Raw genomic sequence first — 23,568 nt, forward strand, 5'->3', positions numbered from 1 at the left:
CTTGCTGCGTTTCGGGAACGTTCCCATTTTGAAATTCCCACGGACCCGTTAGGATTCGTCTCAGGTCATTACGCAATCTCTTCCCTCTGTTTTGAGGCCTCATAATGAGTAAAGTAAATCAGCAGGACATCGATAAATTGATCGAACTGGTGGGCGGGCGCGATAACATTGCTACCGTCAGCCACTGCATTACCCGTCTGCGCTTTGTGCTGAACAATCCGGCCATTGCCAAACCCAAAGAGATCGAACAGCTGCGCATGGTGAAGGGCTGCTTCACCAACGCCGGGCAGTTCCAGGTGGTGATTGGCACGGAAGTGGACGATTACTACAAGGCGCTGCTGGCGACCACCGGCCAGGCATCTGCTGATAAAGAGCAGGCTAAACAGGCTGCGCGACAAAATATGAAGTGGCACGAGCAGCTGATCTCGCATTTTGCCGAGATCTTCTTCCCGCTGCTGCCGGCGCTGATCAGCGGCGGCCTGATCCTCGGCTTCCGTAACGTGATCGGCGATCTGCCGATGAGCAACGGGCAGACGCTGGCGCAAATGCACCCGTCGCTGCAAACCATTTATGACTTCCTGTGGCTGATTGGCGAAGCCATCTTCTTCTACCTGCCGGTCGGTATCTGCTGGTCAGCGGTGAAGAAAATGGGCGGAACGCCGATCCTCGGCATCGTGCTCGGCGTAACCCTTGTTTCTCCGCAGTTGATGAACGCCTATATGCTGGGTCAGCAGGTGCCGGAAGTGTGGAACTTCGGTCTGTTTACCATTGCGAAAGTCGGCTACCAGGCGCAGGTTATCCCGGCGCTGCTGGCTGGCCTGGCGCTGGGCTTCATCGAAACTCGCCTCAAACGTATCGTCCCTGACTACCTCTATCTGGTGGTGGTGCCGGTATGTTCGCTGATTCTGGCGGTCTTCCTTGCCCATGCCTTTATCGGCCCGTTTGGCCGCATGATCGGCGACGGCGTGGCCTTCGCGGTGCGTCACCTGATGACCGGCAGCTTTGCGCCGATTGGCGCCGCCCTGTTCGGCTTCCTGTATGCCCCGCTGGTGATTACCGGGGTCCATCAGACGACGCTGGCTATCGATATGCAGATGATTCAGAGCATGGGCGGCACCCCGGTGTGGCCGTTGATTGCCCTGTCTAACATCGCCCAGGCATCGGCGGTCGTCGGCATTATCATCGCCAGCCGCAAACAGAACGAGCGTGAAATTTCGGTGCCGGCCGCTATCTCGGCCTACCTTGGGGTCACGGAACCGGCCATGTACGGGATCAACCTGAAATACCGCTTCCCGATGCTCTGCGCGATGATCGGCTCCGGCCTTGCCGGGCTGCTGTGTGGCCTGAACGGCGTGATGGCGAACGGTATCGGCGTCGGCGGGCTGCCGGGGATCCTCTCCATCCAGCCAACTTACTGGCAGGTCTTCGGGTTAGCGATGGTCATCGCGGTGGTGGTGCCGATTACGCTCACCACGATCGTGTACCAGCGTAAATTCCGTCAGGGCACCTTACAGATTGTCTGATTTTATCTTTCGGGGCGCGCTAGCGCCCCTTCGTTGTAGCAGGAAAGCGATATGAATACCCTTCCCCACTGGTGGCAAAACGGCGTTATTTACCAAATTTATCCGAAGAGTTTCCAGGACACGACCGGCAGCGGCACCGGCGATCTGCGCGGGGTCACCTCGCGCCTCGACTATCTGCAAACCCTCGGCGTGGACGCTATCTGGCTGACGCCATTCTACGTCTCACCGCAGGTGGATAACGGCTACGATGTCGCGAACTATACCGCCATCGATCCCACCTACGGCACCCTGGATGATTTCGACGAACTGGTGGCCGAGGCCAAAGCGCGCGGGATCCGCATCGTGCTGGATATGGTCCTCAACCATACCTCAACCGCACACGCCTGGTTTCGCGAGTCGTTAAACAAAGAGAGCCCCTACCGCCAGTTTTACATCTGGCGCGATGGCGAGCCCACCGCCCCACCGAACAACTGGCGTTCGAAATTTGGCGGCAACGCCTGGCAGTGGCACGCCGAGAGCGGGCAGTACTATCTGCATCTGTTCGCCACGGAGCAGGCCGATCTCAACTGGGAAAACCCGGCGGTACGGGAAGAGCTCAAAAAGGTGTGCGAATTCTGGGCCGACCGCGGCGTCGACGGCCTGCGCCTTGATGTGGTTAACCTGATTTCAAAAGATCAGACCTTCCCGACGGATGACCAGGGCGACGGACGCCGTTTTTATACCGACGGCCCACGGGTTCATGAGTTCCTGCAGGAGATGAGCCGCGATGTCTTCACCCCGCGTCAGTTGATGACGGTGGGCGAGATGTCCTCCACTTCGCTGGAACATTGCCAGCAGTATGCGGCGCAGGACGGCCGCGAGCTGTCGATGACCTTTAACTTCCACCACCTGAAGGTCGATTATCCCGGCGGCGAAAAGTGGTCCCTGGCACGTCCTGACTACGTGGCACTCAAAGCGCTGTTCAGCCACTGGCAACAGGGGATGCACAACCGGGCATGGAATGCGCTGTTCTGGTGTAACCACGATCAGCCGCGCATCGTGTCGCGCTTCGGCGATGAAGGTGAATACCGGGTTCCGGCGGCGAAAATGCTGGCGATGGTACTACACGGCATGCAGGGCACCCCGTATATCTATCAGGGTGAAGAGATTGGCATGACCAACCCCCACTTCTCGGACATCAACGCGTATCGCGACGTGGAAAGCCACAACATGTTTATTGAACGCTCGGCGCAGGGACAGGCGCCGGACGAGCTGCTGGCGATCCTCGCCAGTAAATCGCGCGATAACAGCCGCACGCCGATGCAGTGGGATCGCCGCGCCCAGGGCGGCTTTACCACCGGCGAGCCGTGGATTTCCCTGTGCGATAACTATCAGACCATCAATGCCGAAGCGGCGCTGGCAGACCCGGACTCCGTGTTTTACACCTACCAGCAGCTGATTACGTTACGCAAGACCACGCCGGTGCTGATCTGGGGAGATTATCAGGATCTCCTGGCGGAACATCCTGCGCTGTGGTGCTATCGCCGCCAGTGGCAGGGCAAAACCCTGGTCGTCGCCGCCAACCTGAGTCGCGAATTCCAGAGCTGGCATCACCGCGAGATGGAGGGCGACTGGCAGGTGCTGATGAGCAACTACCCGGAGGCAGCCAACCGCCCTGCAGCCATGACGCTACGTCCGTTTGAAGCCATCTGGTGGTTGCAGGAGTAACCTTTCCCCGGCTTGCACTGCGCTCAACCGGGCTACGGGGGCCGTTCCCGCAGCCCGGACAGGGGCGAATCACATGACGCTGGCCGGTGCCAGCGTTTTTGCCTTCTTCCCGCCAATTTCCGCTTATTTTTTAGTCAGATAAATTTACATTCCGCGCGGGTGCCCAGCCTGCGTACTCTCGTCTTTTTACTTTGTCCTGCATCAATAAAATAGCAAACATCTTTGATGCAAATCACTACATATAGAACTTAAAATGCGTGCCGGCCCTACATATGGTATCAATCGTCTATTATGTCACCATAGCCCATCGAACTCTGGCGGTGATGGGATGTGGATAAAAAGGGCCGGAACCGGAGCAACACGGCGGCAGGTATAGCCCCAGTGACTTCGGCAAACTTTCCGCCTCTGTGGATAACCTGTTCTATAAAGTATGGAGTGATCATGACACCGCATGTGATGAAACGCGATGGCTGTAAAGTGCCGTTCAAGTCAGAGCGCATTAATGAAGCAATTCTGCGTGCAGCTAAAGCAGCGGGAGTCGATGACGCAGACTATTGCGCCACCGTCGCAGAAGTCGTTAGCCAGCAAATGCAGGGCCGCGCCCAGGTTGATATCAACGAGATCCAGACCGCCGTTGAGAACCAGCTGATGGCCGGTCCGTACAAGCAGCTGGCGCGCGCCTACATTGAATATCGCCATGACCGCGATAGCCAACGTGAAAAGCGCGGCCGTCTGAACCAGGAGATTCGTGGACTGGTTGAGCAGACCAACTCGGCGTTACTCAACGAAAACGCCAACAAAGACAGTAAAGTCATCCCGACCCAGCGCGACCTGCTGGCCGGTATCGTCGCCAAACATTACGCCCGTCAGCACCTGCTGCCGCACGACGTAGTCATGGCTCACGAGCGTGGCGTGATTCACTATCACGATCTCGACTATTCGCCGTTCTTCCCGATGTTCAACTGTATGCTGATCGACCTGAAAGGCATGCTGACCCACGGCTTTAAGATGGGTAACGCCGAGATCGAACCGCCGAAGTCTATCTCTACCGCCACCGCCGTCACGGCGCAGATTATTGCCCAGGTCGCCAGCCATATTTATGGCGGCACCACCATTAACCGTATTGATGAAGTGCTCGCGCCGTTCGTCGCCGAGAGCTTCAATAAGCATCGTAAAATTGCCGAAGAGTGGCAGATCCCGGATGCCGAAGGTTACGCCCATTCTCGCACCGAAAAAGAGTGTTACGACGCCTTCCAGTCGCTGGAATACGAAGTGAATACCCTGCATACCGCCAATGGGCAGACGCCGTTCGTCACCTTTGGCTTTGGTCTGGGCACCAGTTGGGAATCCCGCCTGATTCAGCAGTCGATTCTGCGTAATCGTATCGCCGGCCTCGGTAAAAACCGCAAAACGGCGGTGTTCCCGAAACTGGTCTTTGCGATTCGCGACGGCCTGAACCACAAGTTCGGCGATGCCAACTATGACATCAAGCAGCTGGCGCTGGAGTGCGCAAGCAAGCGCATGTACCCGGATATCCTCAACTACGATCAGGTGGTGAAGGTAACCGGTTCGTTTAAAACCCCGATGGGCTGCCGCAGCTTCCTCGGCGTGTGGGAAAACGAAAACGGCGAAGAAGTTCACGATGGGCGTAACAACATCGGGGTAATCAGCCTCAACCTGCCGCGCATTGCCCTGGAAGCCAAAGGCGATGAAGCAGCATTCTGGACGCTGCTGGACGAGCGCCTGCAGCTGGCGCGTAAAGCGCTGATGACGCGTATTGCGCGCCTCGAAGGCGTCAAAGCGCGCGTAGCACCGATTCTGTATATGGAAGGGGCCTGCGGCGTGCGCCTGAAGGCCGATGACGACGTCTCTGAAATCTTCAAAAACGGCCGCGCGTCGATCTCTCTGGGCTACATCGGCATTCACGAAACCATTAACGCGCTGGCGGGCGACACCCACATGTACGACAGCGAAGCGCTGCGTGCCAAAGGCGTTGCCATCGTACAGCGTCTGCGTGATGCCGTGGACCAATGGAAAGACGAAACCGGGTATGGTTTCAGCCTCTACAGCACGCCGAGCGAAAACCTCTGCGATCGCTTCTGTCGTCTGGATACCGCCGAATTTGGCGTGATCCCGGGCGTAACGGACAAAGGCTACTACACCAACAGCTTCCACCTCGACGTCGAGAAGAAGGTGAACCCGTACGATAAGATCGACTTCGAAGCGGCCTACCCGCCAATCGCCAACGGCGGCTTCATCTGCTACGGCGAGTACCCGAACATTCAGCACAACCTGAAAGCGCTGGAAGACGTGTGGGATTACAGCTATCAACACGTGCCGTATTACGGCACCAACACGCCGATCGACGAATGCTACGAGTGCGGTTTTACCGGTGAGTTCGAATGTACCAGTAAAGGCTTTACCTGCCCGAAATGCGGCAACCACGACGCCGCCCGCGTGTCGGTAACCCGTCGCGTGTGCGGTTACCTCGGCAGCCCGGACGCCCGTCCGTTCAACGCCGGTAAGCAGGAAGAGGTGAAACGCCGCGTCAAACACCTCGGCAACGGTCAACTCGGCTAATCTCGCCACCGTCCCCCCGGATAGCGCCGCCAGCGGCCTGTCCGGGCTACAACGCACCAGCACAGGTTTCCTCAAATCAGTTGGCGTTGTAGCAAGGCGGCAAACGAGTCAGTCCCGGGAGCTTACTGTAGTAAGTGACCCGGGCGAGCGAGCGCAGCCAACGCCGCTGCAGCGTCAAATGAGAAACGAACAGGCCTACGTTTTTCGCAAAGCAATTGGCGTCAGAACAAGGCGGCAAACGAAAGAGTCCCGGGGAGCTTACTGTAGTAAGTGACCCGGGTGAGTGAGCGCAGCCAACGCAGTAATGGCGTTAATTGAGAAGCGAAAATGAATTATCACCAGTACTACCCCGTAGATATCGTCAACGGGCCTGGAACACGCTGCACCCTGTTTGTCTCCGGCTGCGTCCATGAATGCCCCGGCTGCTACAACAAAAGCACCTGGCGGCTGAACTCCGGACAGCCTTTCACCCAGGAAATGGAAGACCGAATCATCGCCGACCTCAACGACACTCGTATCACCCGCCAGGGCCTGTCGCTCTCCGGCGGCGATCCGCTGCACCCGCAGAACGTGCCGCACATTCTGAAACTGGTGAAGCGCATTCACGCGGAGTGCAAAGGGAAAGATATCTGGATCTGGACCGGCTACAAACTGGCGGAGCTGGACGACGCGCAGATGGCGGTAGTGGATTTAATTAACGTGCTGATCGACGGCAAGTTTGTGCAGGATTTAAAAGACCCGGCGCTGATCTGGCGCGGCAGCAGCAATCAGGTGGTTCACCACCTGCGCTGAGTTAAAAGCGGCTGACGCACTCCATCGCCACCGTTTTAAACTCGTCAAAACTGCGGGTGGTGGCAAGACGGGCCATGGCGCGTTCGCGCAGGAAGGTCACGAAAATATCATAGATCGCCATCGCCTCTTCATACTCGCTCTTGCTGATCGCCAGCAAAAAGACGATATGCGCGGTTTCATCGCCCCAGGCGATGCCGTTCGGCGCAATCACGGTATAGACCACGGTTTTTTGCGCCAGCAGACCAAGGGCGTGAGGCAGCGCAATGCCGTCCCCCAGCATGGTGCTGACGATCGCTTCACGCTCCACCACCGAATCATGGAACCCGGCATCGACAAAACCTTCCTGCTGTAGCTGCTGGCACAGTTCGGCAAACAGCGTCTGCTGGTCGACAGGCGCGTCGATCACCCGAAAATGAGCCTCATCGAAATACTTATTCAGCACCCAGGGGCGAGTCCGGTCCACCAGCACCAGCTTGCCGATTTGGTCCAGTTGATAATCCGTCGGGAACGGCGCAATCGTCACTACCGGCTTATCTTTTTCGCCAATCCACACGGTAGAGACCACGAAATCTTCCGCGATGCTCTCCAGCTGCTCATATTCCCGCTGCGACAGCGTGGCGGCAATCTCAAGCTGCGGATACTTACGCTGCAAAATCGCCTCGATCATCCGCACCATCGCATTGCTGGTATCACACACCAGCAGCACCCGCGGCTGGCGCTGATAACCGATGTTGTAATGACGCTCCAGCCCGACGCCGACGTGCAGCACCAGGAAGCCAATTTCGTTTTCGCTAATGGTATAGGGGGTATATTTGCCCCAGCTGCTCACCGCCGCGAGGGTCATATCCCACGACATCGGATAGTGCTGCTTAATGTTATCGAGCAGCGGGTTGGGGATCATTATCTGGTAGCGCACCCGGGTGATCATGGTCTTAATGTGGGTCAGCAGGTCGGCATGCAGCTGGGCGTCGTCCAGCAGGTTGTAGTTATACTGGCTGTTGATGTAGTTCAGGATGTAGTTCACCAGCGCTTCGCCATCGTCGGCGCTGATGGTGCCCGGATCGACGTCCTGGACCTGACGGGCGGCGAGGTGGACGCACAGCCACTCTTCTTCCGCCAGCGAGAGGGTTTTCCCCGCCTGCTGCTGCAGGACCGCAGCCAGATCCCGTGCGGCATCCCGCACGTTCTGCGCCACGTCTTCGGCGCTAAACTCGGCCAACGGATAGCCCTGGCTCACGCGATGGACTACCACCGCGCTGTACAGCCGGATAAAGCGCTCCCCTTCATCGGTCAGACGAACATGGTGGCGGGTCAGGATCTCCTGCAACACGCCCCCCAGCTGTTCCTGGACATCCGAATTTAACGCCTCTTCCCCCATCAGCGGATTCAACCCGCCCTGCTGCACCTGCTGCCACAGCAGATCGGTCAGGCAGGCGCGAATCGACACTTCGCTGCCGAACAAGCGCATGCCGTGACGCGGGCGCGTCTCCAGGGCCAGCTGATAGCGCTGAAAACGCTCGCGCACCTCGACCATGTCGTTTTGCAGGGTCGCGCGACTGACGAACCACTCGTCCGCCAGGTCTTCAAGCTTGATAGAGAACGCCGAGGTCAAAAAGCGCACCAGCAGAAAGTTGATGCGATCCTGGGCGGTGCGCGGGATATGCTGCGGCTTTGGCGCGCTCGCCTCCAGGGTCTGGTAGCGCGACGGATCGTCGATTTTCAGTTGATAGCCGCTGCCGCGGGTCAAAATAAATTGCGCGCCGTAATGCTCTAATAGCGCGTTCAGCGCGGTGATATCGGCGCGAACGGTACGGGTAGAAACCGACAGCCGCTGCGCCAGTTCATCCTGGGGCAGCGTTTCGTTTTGCAGCAAGGTAAACAGTTGCGCTAAACGTTGGTTGGGAAATCGCATGTCAGTTCCTTCTCTTTACGGCTCACGGTTGAGCGGATATCACCATCTGTGACGGGCTGCCTACCGGGGTGTATTCCGGGGCAAAAGTCAGTTTGCCGCTCCTGGCCGCAACGCTAAAACGGGTAATATTATCACTGCGTTGGTTCATGACGTACAGCCATTGCCCCTGATTATCCAGCGTCAACGTGCGGGGGTAGTCGCCACGGGTCCAGATATCTTCCTGATGGCTCAGGCTGCCGTCGGCCAGCACGCTAAAGTGGGCAATACTGTTATGCAGACGGTTGGCGACATACAGCTGCTTACCGTCAGGGCTGAGTACCAGGCCCGCGGCGAAACTGGTGCCTTTGTACTCCTTCGGCAGCGCGGAGATGGTTTTGCCCTCACGCAGCAGCCCGCTTTTCTTATCAAGATGATAGAAGGTCAGCGTCGAGGCTTCTTCGTTAATCAGCCACAGGCCGTCGCCCTTCGGTGTAAAGACAAAGTGACGTGGTCCGGCGCCTTCCGACGATGCGGCAATAAACGGCGGATCGTTCGGCGTCAGAGTGCCGCTGCGGTTATCCAGCCGGTACTGATAGATACGATCCAGCCCCAGATCGGTGGAAAACACATACTGCCCACTCGGATCGGCGGCGATCATATGAGCGTGAGGACCGTTATGATCGCTAATGGCGAAGCTGCCCTCAACGGCCGCCGCCGGGCTTTCTGCTCCGGCCGGACCTTCGTCCTGGTGGCTATCCACCGCCTCGCCCAGGCTGCCATCGTCTTTCACCGGCAACACCGCAACCGAGCCGCTAACGTAGTTCGCCACCAGCAGATGGCGACCGTCCGGCGTCAGCGACAGATACACCGGCCCGGCCCCCGCCGAAGAGACCTGATTGAGATCGGTCAGTTCGCCATTGGATTCAACTCGCCACGCCTGCACCACGCCCTTTTCGACTTCACTGGCGGCATACAGGGTTTTACCATCCCGCGACACGGCGAGCTGCGCGACGTTCTGCAACGAACTGACCAGCGCTTTATCACGGAGCGCGCCGGTTTTACTGTCGACGGTAAACCGGTACAGCCCCTCCCCGTTGGGATTATAGGTACCTACCCAGGCATAATGGGTTTGCGCACAGGCGGTGGTAGCCAGCAGGGAAAGTGATGCAGCAAGCAGGTGACGAGCGGTTGGCATAACGACTCCTTGAGGGTGCAATAAGCTGTTTCCACGCGCACGTTTTGCGATCGGTACGTGCGCGCGGCGAGGATGACAATCCTACTTAACGAGCGCTTTAGTCATCTCCAGCAGCTGGCGAACGTCCGCCGGGCGGGTATGACCGCTTTCTTTATCAATAATAGAGCTATAAATGTGCGGGATAATTTTACTGACCCCGGCGTCCAGCGCAATCTGCAGAATTTCGCTGTAGTTCTCCAGGTCGATCCCGCCGGTCGGCTCCAGCCAGAAATCATGGCGGGCACAGGCCTGCGCCACTGCCAGAAACTCATCGCGATGCTTCAGGCCGCCCATCGGGAAGTATTTGATCGAGCTGCCGCCCATATCTTTCAACAGCGCGATGGCGGTTTCCAGCGGCACGATACCGTCTGGCGCCTTGCTGCTCAGCGGGCCGGTTGAGATCTTAACCATACCCGGCGTGCCGGTCGGCGAGACCAGACCGTTGACCACGGTATCATTCTGCCCCAGCAGCGCACGGCTGGTTGCGACCCCGGTAAAGACCTGGTTCACGTGCTGCGGCTGCACCTGGCGTGAAATTTCACTGACCATCGCCGACTGGTTCGGATCTCCCGCCCCCAGACCGACCGACAGCGCGTTATCGATAAGCTGCGCATATTCGCGCATATCCGCCACCGCACTCGCCACGTCAGGATAGTTCTTGGAGAGCACCCCCACCAGGACGTGACCTTCTGCCGCCTCGTAAATCTCACGTGCGTTCTCTTTGCTGCCCGCCAGGACGTTCAGGCAGACGCGGTCACGGTAAAAATTTGGGGTCAGTTTCATGCTTTTTTCTCCTTGTTCAGAACCTCGGCGATGCGACGAGCGACAATCTCCAGCTGCTGCGCGTTCACGCTGCGGACATCGGCTTCAATAATCCCTTCGTTAGCTTTGTAGCCACGGAAGTAGATAGCGTATTCACCCTGCTTTAATGCCTCCACCAGTTCGCCGGTAGCGATGCCGGTGACGGCCTCATCAAATTTAATTTCGGTACGGGCGATGTCACGCCCGGCGCTGTCCCAGACCACGCAGCCGGTCACCCCCTCAAGGGTATTGAGCTGGTTAATAAACGGCGTCATCTTGGCCACCATCTCATCACCGCTCTCTTTACGCGCCGTCAGGTAGTGTTCGATGGCGCAGGTCAGGCCGAGGATCCCCTCTTTACCCACTTTCATCGCCCGGCCAATGCCCGCCGACTGGCGTTTCACCCACTCGACGTACTGGGTTTTGCCGACCACCAGACCGCTGGTCGGCCCTTCAATCGCTTTCGCGCCGCTGTAAATCACCAGGTCAGCGCCGGCGCGGTAGTAGCATTGCAGATCTTCTTCCGCGGCTGCATCGACGATCAACGGCAGGTTATGTTTACGCGCCACCACTACCGCCTGTTCGACGCTGAGCATGCTTTTCTGTACGCAGTGGTGCGATTTAATGTACAGAATCGCCGCCGTGCGCGGAGTGATCGCCGCCGCCAGCTGGTCGGCGGAACATTCGTTGGCGTAGCCCGCTTCCACCAGCTTGCCGCCCCCCAGCGCCACCATCGAGCCGACCGGCGCGCCGAAGTTAACGTTGTGGCCTTTCGGCAGCACGATTTCATTGTTTTCGATCGGCGTGACGTGCAGGTTTTCCAGCAGCCAGGCGCTGTCTTTCACCAGCACCGCCGCAACCGACTGGGCAATCCCCGCTGAGGCGCAGGAGACGACGGTAGCGCCTTCCACTTCCAGCAGATTCGCAATGTATTCGCCGGTCTTGTTCACCAGGTCTTTCATTTCGAAGTAGTGATTCATGCCGCTCATCACCGCATCCACCACCTCAGGGCGCGGCGTGGAAACGCCCAGCGCCGTCATGCGACCGGATGTATTAATGACTTGTTTTAAATTGTATTTCTCAAAAATTGAAGGCATTTTCCGCGCTCCCTTGTTCGGTCAGATAGCCCTTGCCTGCGCGAATCGCGGCAAGCGGCACCAGAATATTGTCAGCCTGCAGGCTCTCTTTTTCCGCGTCGACCAGCAGCGTTGGCGCATGCTCGACGGTAAACAGCGTTAAATCGGCATCAAAACCGACTGCCAGCCGCCCTTTGTGCTTCAGGCGCAGCCCGTCTGCGGCCCCGGCGGTCACGCAGTCAATGACCTGCGGCAGCGACATGCCGATGGCGAGAAACTTCGACATCACCAGCGCCAGCGAGCGGACCGGGCCGTCGATGCGGTTACGACAGTAAATATCGGAACTGATGGTATGCGGCAGGATCCCCATCGCAATGGCCCGACGCGCCACCTCGAAGCTGAAGCTGGCGGTACCGTGGCCGACATCCAGTCGTACGCCGCGCTGTAGCGCGCGGGTGATCGAAGCGCGCAGCTCGCCGGAAGGCGCCAGGATGCGGTTCGGTTTGCCGTTATAGCAGTGGGTAATGATGTCGCCTGCGCTCAGCAGGTCGGCAATCTCATCGAGGTTCGGTGGGTTATTGCCGATATGCACCATCAGCGGCAGATCGCCGTTTTCCTGCTGAATAGTTTTCGCCCGCTCAAGCGGGGTAATGCCGTTTTCGCCGACCACGCTGCTGCTCATGCGCGCTTTCAGGCCAACGATAAAATCCGGATGGCGTTTGACCGCCTGCTGTACCGCCTCGGCATCGATGTTGGCCATGTTGGCCAGTTCATTCTGGGCAATCAGTCCGACACGGGAGATATTGAGCAGCGCATAGACCTCGGTCGCCGCCTCGCGGGTCAGCTGATAAAAGTCATCAACATCGTCCGCGCCGGTGCTGCCGGCATCGATCACGGTGGTGACGCCGCAGGCCACGCCGACGCTATCCGGCTGGTCGTGATAAATCGGTGAGTTCGGGTAGCAGTGGACGTGGGAATCAATCCAGCCGGCGCTGACATAGTAACGCCCCTGCAGCTCGATGGTTTTGTGCGATGGCGCGTTAATCTCGCCCAGCGCGGCAATTTTTCCGTCCTGGATGGCAATATCGGTCAGGGTATCGTCGACGAGGCGCGCACGGCGCAGGAGTAAATCAAACATACGTATCTCCTGTTAAGGCGGGCGCCTGAGCGCCCGTGAATATCAAAGCGCAACCGGGAAGATGGAACCTAAAATCATCGCCCCGAGGATCGCGCCGCCGGTAATCGGCTTCTGCCAGATGTAAAACAGCAGCGCCCCGAGCAGAGAACCGATGCCGATAGGAATAGAGGCGGTCATCGCGCTGAGGATAATCAACGGCCCGAGGAAGCGGCCAGAGGCGTTACCCGCGCCCATCATGACGTCGGCGCCGTAGGTCGAGTTGCTCTGGTTAACCGTGAACTTACGCGCCAGGATGATGATGTAGCCAATCGCCAGGCCGATAATCAGGCCGGTTGCCAGGGAAGCGGCGAAGTTCGCTACCGGGAAAATAATACCCGCGCCCAGCAGCAGCGCCGGCACGCCGAGGCCGACCCCGGTCTGGATCGCCCCGCCGATATCAAGAATACCGACCAGCGAACCTTCGATGATACGAGCGAACAGGAAGCTCGCGCCAAACGCCGCCACCGCACCGTACACGCCGGTGTCGATCCCGGATTTCAGCATCGCCACGAAGGCGACTTCGTTAAACGCGCCGATACCGTAGAGGTAGTACATGTGGGTCCCGGCGAACACGCCGGAAGAGAGCAGGCCGACAAAGATCGGGAATGACCAGTCCGCGTACCAAAAACCTTTATTCTGTTCCATGCGTTATCCCCTTATTTGCCGCTCAGCGCGCTATGCAGCAGATCCAGCCAGTTCGGCACGGTCATGTGGAAGGACTCAATCATCTTCATGTCGAATCCACGGAAGAAGCCACTCAGCACGAACAGGGCGATAATGGCCGTCATCATGATTTTGGTGACGCGGTTCCAGCCGGCGTCTTCAACGCCTTTACCGATCAGAATGCCCAGTACCAGACCCGGTACGGCGTTACCCATAATCAGTTGCGCGGCGCCGCCGAAAATAGTGGCCCAGAAGCCTGATTTCTTACCGGCATCGATTGCGGCTAACCAGAAGATAACCGGCATGATGATGTTCACCAGCAGGTTGGCCGCAGGCACCAGCACTTTTACCGCCGTAACCTGTAACGCTTCCGGTACTGCGGAGGCCGTGGAGTTAAGGAATGCCACCACCACCATGCCGATAAAGCCGCAGGCAATGGCCATTTTCTTCGGATCGTGCAGAGTTTCTGCCACGTTGCGATTTTTGAGCATCAGGGCTGAGGCGCCCCAGTGCGGGATAATGCGGTGGTCAACGTCCTGGGTGAAAGCACCCGCTGCGACGGACGATGCCCAGGCGTTAAAGAAGAAGCCCAGACCAAAGGAGAAATGGGAAGCCGGATCGCCCTCACAGGAATTCAGCTCGCCCAAGGTACGAAACGCCCCCATCCCCTGCGTGGTAGGCGCATGAAACATGCGTGCCGCTCCGGCGCCCACACCGACGCCGACCAGGCCGCCGATAATGAGCGATTTTATTAAAATTATCAGGAACATAGTTTAACCCTATGATGAGTTTCAGGTTTGCGTGACAAAATCCACTTGATCAACATTAATGGCCGTCACGGTGACGGTGACCTCCAGCTCCACGCTGTAGGTCCGTCGTTCACGGCGCAAAAAGAAGAACAGAAATGCTTCTTTACGCACCGCTTCACGCGCATGAACAACCTTCACATCCTGTGGCTCAATACGCAGTAAGATCTGCGGTGAGGTGCCCATCACCGCTGCTTGTACATGGTTCAGGGCATCGGCAAAGGCGCGCGTTTTGCTTTCGCCTTTGCCCTTGACGCTCACCGTGGTGGTGAATTGTTCTTTCATGCTCACGCGCCGTATTTCTTTTTCCAGGCTTCTACCAGGCGCTCGCCCAGCTCTTCTTTATCCATAAAGCCGAAACCCAGTACGTTGTAGCCTTCGTTGATGGCGGTCACGCCTTCATCCACGGAACGCATGCCATATTTCGCTTTATAGCCATGCTTGTTTTGCGCGGTAATCGCCCCTGCGCCACCGCTGCCGCAGAAGGAGATGCCAAAGGTGGCATTCTCGGCTTTCATCACGTCACCCAGCTTCATATCCGCAGCAACGCCCGGAACCACCACGGCACGTGCGCCGGCTTTTTCTGCACCTGCAGCGACTTTTTGTCCTTTTCCCAGACGATCGCCGATTACGATAGTAATTTGTTCCATTTTTTACTCCTTACAGGTTGTCTTTTGCGACTTCGAAGTGGACTGACAGCAGCCAGGACTCTTCTTCTGGCAGGTTGCCAAATTCCGCGACCACTTCGCGAGCAAGCATCATTGAATCTTCTGAAATCTCTTCAAACAGACTGGCATCCACTTCCGGCAGCGGCTCGCCGCTAATCGACCGGTGGGCCATTGCCCGGACGTGGGAAGTCAGCATCTGCTCCTGGACGGCGTTGGGGATGATATTGCGACGACTTAACAGTGCATAAACCTGCTGCAGCATCTTCTCAGCCAGCAGCTCAGTTTGCGTCGCCTGCTCCCCTACGTCGTTTATTACCGCTCCGTTATTCACTTGTGTTACCCCGTTGATGTCTCTGGGGATAAAACTAGCGCCGAGGGGCTGGAGTTTGTAGCGAGTTGTTTTCCACTTCGAAGTGGAAAGGCGGACGGAGAGCGTGATCGATTGCACAAAATTGCCCTTATCGGCGCGTTTTCGGCGAAATCACGTGATGGCTATCACAAGAAAATTCCAGCGCGACAAGCAGCGGCGGCCGGGATAACCATAAAAGAAAAAGGGAAAAGTGTGAGGTCGATGGGGTTTTACAGCGAGAGAGGTGCAGGAGACATCGATGGATGCCTCCTGAAACAGAACTTAGCGGTACTTCTTATGGTAGGTGTTGCGGGTCGTTTTAAACTCTTCCGCGGCGGCCTGCGCCTCTTTCACCTTCCCTTCGTTCGCCAGCTTCAGCGCACCGTCGATCTGGCCAATCAGGATATCCAGACCGTGGCGGTAATCGTTCATTTCGGCGCTGTCCGCGGCTTTACCTTCCAGCTTCGGCGGCGTGTCTTGCTTCGCATCGACGGCAGCAGTGCGCATTTTGGTCAGCGCGGCTTTCAGTTCGCCAGCATCGGAGGTTTTCTGCACCACCTGCAGGTTTTCTGCAAGGGTATCCATATCTTCGCCCAGGTCCGCCGCGAACGCCGACACGGAGCTCATCGCCAGCGCTGAGACAGCCAGCATTGCTAACAGTTTTTTACGCATTGCTCACTTCCTTTTTTATTATTTAAGCACAAGGAAAAGGCGCCTCATGGGCGCCCTTCTATACCCGTTCTACTTCAAGCTGCATCTTGAATGATCCGGTATATCACACCGTTACTGCCCGGCGATTTTCATCTCTGGCAGCAGCACGGAACCACACTGGATATTGCTGCGGGTTTCGATATCGTCACCGACGGTCACGATATTACGCCACATATCTTTCAGATTTCCTGCAATGGTGATTTCACTGACCGGATACTGAATTTCACCGTTCTCAACCCAGAAACCGGATGCGCCGCGTGAATAATCACCGGTCACGCCACTGACACCCTGCCCCATCAATTCGGTAACGACAAGTCCGGTGCCCATCTCTTTAAGCAACTTTTCAAAACTCAGGCCGCGGCCGTTGATCCGCCAGTTGTGGATGCCGCCCGCGTGTCCGGTGCTGGTCATGCCCAGCTTACGCGCCGAGTAGTTGGTCAGCAGCCACTGGGTCAGCACGCCATCTTTAATGATGTCGCGGCGTTCCGTTCGCACGCCTTCGCTGTCAAACGGCGTGGAGGCCAGGCCTTTCAGCAGATGTGGGTGCTCTTCAATGGTCAGCCACTCCGGCAGGATCTGCTGACCGAGAGAGTCCAGCAGGAAGGTCGATTTGCGATAGACCGCGCCGCCGGCAATTGCGCCGACGAGGTGACCAAACAGCCCGGTAGCCACTTCGTTGGCAAAAATCACCGGTGCTTTCATGGTCGAAAGCTTGCGCGGCGCCAGGCGCGACAACGTCCGACGGGCGCACTCGTCACCGACCCACTCCGGCGTCTGCAAATCTTCAATCGCGCGGCCGATGGTGTAGGCGTAATCGCGCTCCATGTCACCGTTCTCTTCGGCGATCACGCAGCTGGAGAGCGAATGACGGGTTGAGCAGTAGCTCTGCAACATGCCGTGGCTGTTGCCGAATACCTTAATGCCGTAGTGGCTGTTGAAGCTGCCGCCTTCGGTATTGGTGATGCGTTTGTCGGCCTGCAGCGCCACTTGTTCAGCACGAGAGGCCAGCTCAATCGCCTGATCCGGGGTCACTTCCGCCGGGTGGAACAGGTCGAGATCCGGGGCGTCAAAGGCCAGCAGGGCTTTATCTGCCACACCTGCAAACGGATCCGGTGAGGTGTAGCGGGCGATATCCAGTGCCGCCTGCACCGTGCGGGCAATGGCCTGCGGGCTGAGGTCGGTGGAGGAGGCGCTGCCCTTGCGGTTCTGATGATAAACGGTGATGCCTAACGCACCATCGCTGTTAAATTCGACGTTCTCCACCTCGCCGTAGCGGGTGCTGACACTGATGCCGGTGGTTTTGCTGACGGAGACTTCCGCGCCGTCTGATTTGCCTGCCGCCAGTTCCAGCGCCGTGGTCACGGCCTCTTCCAGCGCCTTGCGCTGTTGTGCAACTTGAGAGATGACTTTCATCGCTAATGCCATAATGTAGGAAGGAGTTAATTGAAGTCTAACAGAGAACCGTTTTTCAGTGCGCGCCTTAACTGGTAACATTAGCCTCTTTTTTTAAGGAGCCTGAGATGACAAAGCAGCCCGATGACTGGCTCGACGACGTTCCCGGTGATGACGTCGAAGATGAAGACGATGAAATTATCTGGGTCAGTAAAAGTGAAATTAAACGTGACGCGGAAGAACTAAAGCGTCTTGGCGCCGAAATGGTAGAGCTTGGGAAGAACGCGCTGGATAAGATCCCGCTCGATACCGACCTGCGTGACGCCATTGAACTCGCCCAACGTATCAAGAAAGAAGGTCGCCGCCGCCAGATGCAGCTGATTGGTAAAATGCTGCGCAGCCGCGATGTCGATCCGATTCGCCAGGCGTTAGATAAGCTGAAGAACCGCCACAACCAACAGGTTGCGCTGTTCCATAAGCTGGAGATGATTCGCGACCGTCTGATTGCCGAAGGCGATGACGCGGTACCGGAAGTATTGAATCTGTGGCCTGACGCCGACCGTCAGCAGCTGCGCTCGCTGATCCGTAACGCGAAGAAAGAGAAAGAAGGCAACAAGCCGCCAAAATCCGCGCGCCTGATCTTCCAGTATCTGCGTGAGCTGGCCGAAGGCGAAAACTAATCCCTTTCCGCCACCCCGGTCACATCGTGCGGCCGGGGAATGCCCCGGATGGCGGCGCCCTGCGCCTTATCCGGGCTACCATCCCGCACCATACCGGTAGTACCTGGAGTATCTGTAGCCCGGTCAGCGTAGCGCCATCGGGGAACATCCCGCACCGTACCTGTAGTACCTGTAGCCCGGTCAGCGCAGCGCCACCGGGGAACCTCCCGCACCGTACCCGTAGTACCTGTAGCCCGGTCAGCGCAGCGCCACCGGGGGAATGCCCTGGATAGCGACGCCCTGCGCCTTATCGGGGCTACGGTTTCTGTATGCCCACTCCGGCCATCACCTGCTGGTGTAAATCCTGCGCGAAACGCTGATATTGCCCGGCATCGATCGCCTGCGGGTAGCTCAGCACCAGCAATTCATGATCGGCCAGCCCCGCATGATAGGTCGGATGACAATGCGGCCAGCGGTTAGCATGAAAACCCATCGTTTCATAAAAACGCAGACGCCGACGGGCAATCTCCGTGGTTAACGGATCGATTTCCAGAATGGTCAGCGGCGCACGCTTGAGAATGTCAGCCAACAAGCGCTTGCCGTAGCCACGAGAGCGCAGCGTAGCGTCAATCGCCAGATGTTCAATATAGCAGTAGCCAGCAAACTGCCAGCAGCCGCTCAGGCCGATAAACACGTCCCCATCAAACCATGCTTCCAGCGCGTAGTGCGGATCGCACAGCGCCTGCTGCCTGGCCGCCGGTTCCCGCTGCTCATGCCACGGAAACGCCCTGGCATACAGGGCATCCACAGCAGGAAAGTGCGGCGAGTCGGTCGCGGTGATGTGTCGCGATATGAGCATAAGGGCATCCATTCCTGAGGCACAAAAAGAAATCTGCCCTCACAAGGAGGGCAGAGAGAGGCGCGTGTGGCGGTTATTCTGCCGCCGCAGCCTTGCTTGCCAGCTTATCCAGCAGCTTCTGATGAATGCCGCCGAAGCCGCCGTTGCTCATCACCAGAATGTGGTCGCCCGGATGTGCGGTTTTGACCACCATATCGGCCAGCACATCGACATCGGCGCTCCAGTGCGCCGGCTGGACGCAGGCTTCCGCCACTTCCGCAACCTGCCACGGAATATGCTGAGGCTGCAGCAGGAACACTTCATCGGCGCGCCCCAGGGACGGCGCCAGATCGTCTTTGCAGACGCCCATTTTCATGGTGTTGGAGCGCGGTTCCAGCACGGCGAGGATCCGCGCGGTGCCACCGACTTTACCGCGCAGCGCCTGCAGGGTAGCCAGAATCGCCGTCGGGTGATGGGCAAAATCGTCATACACGGTGACGCCGTTGGCTTCACCGCGCAGTTCAAGACGACGGCGGGCGTTGATAAAGCCGCCCAGCGCCTGGGCCGCATCGGCCGGCAACACGCCAACATGACGAGCCGCGGCAATCGCCATCAGACCGTTATGCATGTTGTGTTCGCCCACCAGATCCCACTTCACTTCCCCGGCTTTCTCACCGTCGAGCCAGACTTCCCACTGTGACGCATCGGCATTCAGCTTCTTCGCCTGCCAGTGGCCCTGTTCGCCCACCAGCTCTTGCTCGCTCCAGCAGCCCATCGCCATAGTCTGTTTCAGATTGATGTCGTTTTCCGGCAGGATAATTTTGCCCTGACCCGGCACGATGCGCACCAGATGGTGGAACTGCTTCTGGATAGCCTTCAGGTCGTCAAAGATATCCGCGTGATCGAACTCAAGGTTATTGAGGATCAGCGTGCGCGGGCAGTAATGAACGAATTTGGAGCGTTTATCGAAGAAGGCGCAGTCGTACTCATCCGCTTCGATAACAAAGAACGGGCTGTCGCCCAGACGGGCGGAAACGTCAAAGTTACCCGGTACGCCGCCAATCACGAAACCTGGCTTATAGCCACAGGCTTCGAGGATCCACGTTGCCATTCCGGCGGTGGTGGTTTTACCGTGGGTGCCGGCAACCGCCACAACCCAGCGATCGCGCAGGACGAAATCATGCAGCCACTGCGGGCCGGACATGTACGGAATGTTGGTTTCCAGCACCGCTTCCACGCACGGATTACCGCGCGTCATCGCGTTACCAATGATCACCAGATCCGGCCGAGGCTCCAGCTGGCTGGCATCATATCCTTGAATTAAATTGATCCCCTGGTTTTCCAGCAGGGTACTCATTGGCGGATAGACGTTAGCATCCGACCCCGTTACCTCATGACCGAGGGAGCGAGCCAGCATGGCCAGTCCCCCCATAAACGTGCCACAGATACCTAAAATATGAATGCGCATTCGTCGTTTCCCTTTTTCATCTGGCGCACATTTTACCCATATGTATGGCATCAGAGAAATGCATTTCAGGCGATTCCGTTTTTTGCTGGCGCGATTCACCAGTGCGAACTTTTTTTATTCTTTGTTAAGATTGTTGCGTTCGTTTTACTTCACATAAACATGCAGGGAACGGGTTATGAAAACGTTAGGTGAATTTATTGTCGAAAAGCAACACGAGTTCTCCCACGCAACCGGCGAGCTTACTGCTTTGTTGTCGGCGATAAAGTTAGGCGCCAAGATCATCCACCGCGATATCAACAAGGCCGGTCTGGTCGATATCCTGGGTGCCAGCGGTGCTGAAAACGTCCAGGGTGAGGTTCAGCAAAAACTCGACCTGTTCGCCAATGAAAAATTAAAGGCCGCACTGCGAGCACGCGATATCGTGGCGGGGATCGCCTCCGAAGAAGAAGATGAAATCGTGGTCTTTGAAGGTTGTGAACACGCGAAATACGTGGTGCTCATGGACCCTCTGGATGGCTCCTCTAACATCGACGTTAACGTCTCTGTGGGGACGATCTTCTCCATCTATCGTCGCATAACCCCGGTAGGTACGCCGGTCACCGTTGAAGATTTCCTGCAGCCGGGCAGCCAGCAGGTCGCTGCCGGCTATGTGGTGTACGGCTCCTCGACCATGCTGGTCTATACGACCGGCTGCGGCGTCCACGCCTTCACCTACGACCCTTCCCTCGGCGTGTTCTGCCTCTCCCAGGAGCGCATGCGCTTCCCGGAAAAAGGCAATACTTACTCCATTAACGAAGGGAACTACATCAAGTTCCCGATGGGCGTGAAGAAGTACATCAAGTTCTGCCAGGAAGAAGACACCGGCACCCAGCGTCCGTACACCTCGCGCTATATCGGTTCACTGGTAGCGGATTTCCACCGCAACCTGCTGAAAGGCGGCATCTACCTGTACCCAAGCACCGCCAGCCACCCGGAAGGCAAGCTGCGTCTGCTGTACGAATGCAACCCGATGGCGTTCCTCGCGGAGCAAGCGGGCGGTAAAGCCAGCGACGGTAAAGAGCGCATTCTGGATATCGTCCCGACCAGCCTGCACCAGCGCCGTTCTTTCTTCGTCGGTAACGACCATATGGTTGAAGACGTCGAGAACCTCATCAAAGCGTTCCCGGACGCCTAAGCTATCCCTTCCCCTCCCGTCCGGGAGGGGAATATTCCGCTAACGATGTGCCGTCCCGCTCACCCGCGTGACCGGAGAGTTCTGGCGGTTTTCCCACAGCACCGTCAATCCGCGCTGCAGCGCGATGAAAATAAACAGCAGAATGCCGATGGCAATTTTCGTCCACCACGAGCTCAGCGTGCCGTCGAAGTTAATGTAGGTCTGAATCAGCCCCTGAATCGCCACCCCGAACAACGTCCCCAGCACCGTTCCCACGCCGCCGCTCAGCAGCGTACCGCCAATCACCACCGAGGCAATAGCATCCAGCTCCACGCCGACCCCGGCGAGCGCATAGCCGGCCTGGGTGTAGACCGAGAACACGATCCCCGCCAGCGTCGCCAGCCCGGTGGAGAGCATATAAATACGAATGGTGGTGCTCCGGGTCGAAATGCCCATCAGATTGGCCGAGGTGGCGCTGCCGCCAATGGCATAAACCTCGTTGCCGAAACGGGTACGGTGCGCCATAAATATCCCCGCCACCACCACCAGCAACATCAGCAGCCCCATCGCGCTCAGGCGCCCGCCGCCGGGGATCATCCACGCCAGATCGGACAGCGTGTCGTAGACCGGATGGTTAATCGGGATCGACTCCTCAGACACCAGATAGCTGACGCCACGCAGAAAGAACATGCCGGCGAGGGTAATGATAAAGGCCGGAATTTTTAGCGCGTCGATCAGCAGCCCCATAAAGGCACCAAACGCGCAGCCCATCATCAGCACCAGCGGAAAAGCCAGCAGCGGGTTGATCCCCCAGCTACCAATGGCTTTTGCCAGGAACACGCCGGTGAATGCGATCACCGACCCGACCGAGAGATCGATCCCGCCAGAGAGGATCACAAAGGTCATCCCGACGGCAATGATGCCAAGAAAGGCGTTATCGGTCAGGATGTTGCAGATAACCCGCGTCGAGGCAAACCCCGGAAACTGGGTCAGGCAATACAGGTAGCCCAGCACGAACACGGCCAGGGTGATCATCAACGGTAAATTACGTTTTATCATGGCCGCGCACCCCTTTAAGTAAACCGATAAAGCGCGGCGACTGGACGATCAACACGCACAGTACCACCACCGCTTTGACGACCTGATTCATCTCCGGCGGGAAGCCCGACAGCAGGATCCCGGTATTCATTCCCTGGATGATCAACGCGCCCACCACCGACAGCAGCAGGTTAAAGCGCCCGCCCATCAGCGATCCGCCGCCGATCACCACCGCAAGGATCGCGTCCAGCTCCAGCCACAGTCCGGCGTTATTAGCATCGGCGCCACGAATATCCGCCGCCACGATCACCCCGGCGATCGCCGCACAGATGCCGCTCAGCACATAGGCCAGCATCACGACGATCCGCGTATTCACCCCGGCGTTTTTCGCTGCCCGAATGTTGATCCCCACCGCTTCGATAAACATGCCCAGCGCCGTTTTGCGGGTGAACAACCAGAACAGCAGCAGCGTGGCGGCGGCGATCAGCACCGGCGTTGGTAGCAGAAACAGCGAGCCGCTGCCGAGCCACGCCAGATGCGGCGAATCGAAGGTGACGATCTGCCCGGCGGTGATCAACTGCGCGACCCCGCGCCCGGCCACCATCAGGATCAGCGTCGCCACGAAGGGCTGGATCTTGAGGATCGCTACCAGAATGCCGTTCCATAGCCCCGCCAGCGCCCCTGCCGCCAGCGCGGTCAACAGCACCACCGGCAGGGCATGCCCGGCGACGGTCATCGAGGCTGCCGTGGCGCCGGCAATCGCCATCACCGCCCCCACCGACAGGTCAATCCCGCCGGTCGCGATAACCAGCGTCATGCCGATCGCCAGCAGTGCCACCGGCGCCGCGCGGTTGAGAATATCAATGGGGCTGCCGAACAGACGCCCGTCCTGCAGCACAATCTGAAAGAAGTGCGGTGCCACAAGGCTATCCACCACCAGTACCAGCACCAGGGCGATAATTTGTGGCATGCCTTTCGGCCAGTTGAAGCGCCGTTTTGGCTGGCCGGTTTGGGGAAGAGATCCTGGCATCATGGGTTACTC

The 23,568-nt window shown here is 57.9% G+C and carries 22 protein-coding genes; 6 read left to right on the forward strand and 16 right to left on the reverse strand.

Annotation, left to right across the window (positions count from 1 at the left end):
- Positions 1 to 104: 104 nt before the first annotated feature.
- From treB to nrdG, 4 genes are all read left to right on the forward strand, one after another.
- Positions 105 to 1,523, forward strand: a complete 1,419-nt coding sequence (gene treB, locus HF679_RS15955; protein ID WP_123757904.1) for a PTS trehalose transporter subunit IIBC — start codon at positions 105 to 107, stop codon at positions 1,521 to 1,523.
- A gap of 51 nt (positions 1,524 to 1,574) precedes the next feature.
- Positions 1,575 to 3,230 carry an alpha,alpha-phosphotrehalase gene (treC, locus tag HF679_RS15960; protein WP_187042218.1) on the forward strand — a complete coding sequence of 552 codons (1,656 nt, stop codon included), beginning with the start codon at positions 1,575 to 1,577 and terminating at the stop codon, positions 3,228 to 3,230.
- 441 nt (positions 3,231 to 3,671) lie between these two features.
- Positions 3,672 to 5,810 (forward strand): anaerobic ribonucleoside-triphosphate reductase, encoded by a 2,139-nt coding sequence (nrdD, locus tag HF679_RS15965; protein WP_123757902.1) that lies wholly within the window; start codon positions 3,672 to 3,674, stop codon positions 5,808 to 5,810.
- A 327-nt stretch (positions 5,811 to 6,137) separates the two neighbouring features.
- Complete coding sequence (gene nrdG, locus HF679_RS15970) at positions 6,138 to 6,602, forward strand: anaerobic ribonucleoside-triphosphate reductase-activating protein (protein ID WP_123757901.1); 465 nt, start codon at positions 6,138 to 6,140, stop codon at positions 6,600 to 6,602.
- Position 6,603: 1 nt separating this feature from the next.
- On the opposite strand, the gene HF679_RS15975 is transcribed toward nrdG, so the two are convergent.
- The 12 genes from HF679_RS15975 to pmbA all read right to left on the reverse strand — a co-directional run bounded on the left by HF679_RS15975 (position 6,604) and on the right by pmbA (position 17,403).
- Positions 6,604 to 8,514 carry a BglG family transcription antiterminator gene (locus HF679_RS15975; RefSeq protein ID WP_154145050.1) on the reverse strand — a complete coding sequence of 637 codons (1,911 nt, stop codon included), beginning with the start codon at positions 8,512 to 8,514 and terminating at the stop codon, positions 6,604 to 6,606.
- A gap of 22 nt (positions 8,515 to 8,536) precedes the next feature.
- The gene (locus HF679_RS15980; protein WP_123757899.1) at positions 8,537 to 9,688 is read right to left on the reverse strand and encodes a lactonase family protein; all 1,152 of its coding nucleotides are present in this window, start codon (positions 9,686 to 9,688) and stop codon (positions 8,537 to 8,539) included.
- Between the two features lie 81 nt (positions 9,689 to 9,769).
- Entirely contained in the window at positions 9,770 to 10,510 is a 741-nt protein-coding gene (dagF, locus tag HF679_RS15985) for a 2-dehydro-3-deoxy-phosphogluconate aldolase (protein ID WP_123757898.1), read from the reverse strand.
- Positions 10,507 to 11,625, reverse strand: a complete 1,119-nt coding sequence (locus tag HF679_RS15990; protein ID WP_154145051.1) for a DgaE family pyridoxal phosphate-dependent ammonia lyase — start codon at positions 11,623 to 11,625, stop codon at positions 10,507 to 10,509. Before HF679_RS15990 ends, dagF begins: the two co-directional genes overlap by 4 nt.
- Positions 11,609 to 12,742: an amidohydrolase/deacetylase family metallohydrolase gene (locus tag HF679_RS15995; protein ID WP_123757896.1), complete on the reverse strand. Its 1,134-nt coding sequence runs from the start codon at positions 12,740 to 12,742 to the stop codon at positions 11,609 to 11,611. Before HF679_RS15995 ends, HF679_RS15990 begins: the two co-directional genes overlap by 17 nt.
- A 42-nt stretch (positions 12,743 to 12,784) precedes the next feature.
- The gene (locus HF679_RS16000) at positions 12,785 to 13,426 is read right to left on the reverse strand and encodes a DUF4310 family protein (RefSeq protein ID WP_123757895.1); all 642 of its coding nucleotides are present in this window, start codon (positions 13,424 to 13,426) and stop codon (positions 12,785 to 12,787) included.
- 11 nt (positions 13,427 to 13,437) lie between these two features.
- Positions 13,438 to 14,214 (reverse strand): DUF4311 domain-containing protein, encoded by a 777-nt coding sequence (locus HF679_RS16005; RefSeq protein ID WP_123757894.1) that lies wholly within the window; start codon positions 14,212 to 14,214, stop codon positions 13,438 to 13,440.
- 21 nt (positions 14,215 to 14,235) lie between these two features.
- Positions 14,236 to 14,535, reverse strand: coding sequence for a DUF4312 family protein (locus HF679_RS16010; RefSeq protein ID WP_123757893.1), 300 nt, complete (start codon positions 14,533 to 14,535; stop codon positions 14,236 to 14,238).
- Positions 14,536 to 14,537: 2 nt separating this feature from the next.
- A complete protein-coding gene (locus HF679_RS16015; protein ID WP_123757892.1) occupies positions 14,538 to 14,900 on the reverse strand; it encodes an SFCGS family glycine-rich protein in 363 nt (120 codons plus the stop codon).
- 10 nt (positions 14,901 to 14,910) lie between these two features.
- A complete protein-coding gene (locus HF679_RS16020) occupies positions 14,911 to 15,249 on the reverse strand; it encodes a glycine dehydrogenase (protein WP_123757891.1) in 339 nt (112 codons plus the stop codon).
- Between the two features lie 300 nt (positions 15,250 to 15,549).
- Positions 15,550 to 15,939, reverse strand: a complete 390-nt coding sequence (gene cybC / locus HF679_RS16025) for a cytochrome b562 (RefSeq protein WP_123757890.1) — start codon at positions 15,937 to 15,939, stop codon at positions 15,550 to 15,552.
- Positions 15,940 to 16,050: 111 nt separating this feature from the next.
- Entirely contained in the window at positions 16,051 to 17,403 is a 1,353-nt protein-coding gene (gene pmbA, locus HF679_RS16030; protein WP_123757889.1) for a metalloprotease PmbA, read from the reverse strand.
- A 95-nt stretch (positions 17,404 to 17,498) separates the two neighbouring features.
- Between pmbA and yjgA the strand changes: the two genes are divergently transcribed.
- Positions 17,499 to 18,050, forward strand: a complete 552-nt coding sequence (gene yjgA, locus HF679_RS16035) for a ribosome biogenesis factor YjgA (protein WP_123757888.1) — start codon at positions 17,499 to 17,501, stop codon at positions 18,048 to 18,050.
- A 295-nt stretch (positions 18,051 to 18,345) separates the two neighbouring features.
- On the opposite strand, the gene HF679_RS16040 is transcribed toward yjgA, so the two are convergent.
- Together HF679_RS16040 and mpl are read right to left on the reverse strand one after the other, a co-directional pair.
- Positions 18,346 to 18,888 (reverse strand): GNAT family N-acetyltransferase, encoded by a 543-nt coding sequence (locus tag HF679_RS16040; RefSeq protein ID WP_123757887.1) that lies wholly within the window; start codon positions 18,886 to 18,888, stop codon positions 18,346 to 18,348.
- 73 nt (positions 18,889 to 18,961) lie between these two features.
- The gene (gene mpl / locus HF679_RS16045) at positions 18,962 to 20,335 is read right to left on the reverse strand and encodes a UDP-N-acetylmuramate:L-alanyl-gamma-D-glutamyl-meso-diaminopimelate ligase (RefSeq protein ID WP_123757886.1); all 1,374 of its coding nucleotides are present in this window, start codon (positions 20,333 to 20,335) and stop codon (positions 18,962 to 18,964) included.
- Between the two features lie 175 nt (positions 20,336 to 20,510).
- Between mpl and fbp the strand changes: the two genes are divergently transcribed.
- Complete coding sequence (gene fbp, locus HF679_RS16050) at positions 20,511 to 21,509, forward strand: class 1 fructose-bisphosphatase (protein WP_123757885.1); 999 nt, start codon at positions 20,511 to 20,513, stop codon at positions 21,507 to 21,509.
- 39 nt (positions 21,510 to 21,548) lie between these two features.
- On the opposite strand, the gene yjfF is transcribed toward fbp, so the two are convergent.
- Positions 21,549 to 22,547, reverse strand: a complete 999-nt coding sequence (yjfF, locus tag HF679_RS16055) for a galactofuranose ABC transporter, permease protein YjfF (RefSeq protein WP_123757884.1) — start codon at positions 22,545 to 22,547, stop codon at positions 21,549 to 21,551.
- The gene (ytfT, locus tag HF679_RS16060) at positions 22,534 to 23,559 is read right to left on the reverse strand and encodes a galactofuranose ABC transporter, ATP-binding protein YtfT (RefSeq protein ID WP_123757883.1); all 1,026 of its coding nucleotides are present in this window, start codon (positions 23,557 to 23,559) and stop codon (positions 22,534 to 22,536) included. Before ytfT ends, yjfF begins: the two co-directional genes overlap by 14 nt.
- Between the last annotated feature and the right edge of the window lie 9 nt (positions 23,560 to 23,568).

This window comes from Enterobacter sp. JUb54 (assembly GCF_014298075.1).
Taxonomy (GTDB): Bacteria; Pseudomonadota; Gammaproteobacteria; order Enterobacterales; family Enterobacteriaceae; genus Klebsiella; species Klebsiella lignicola.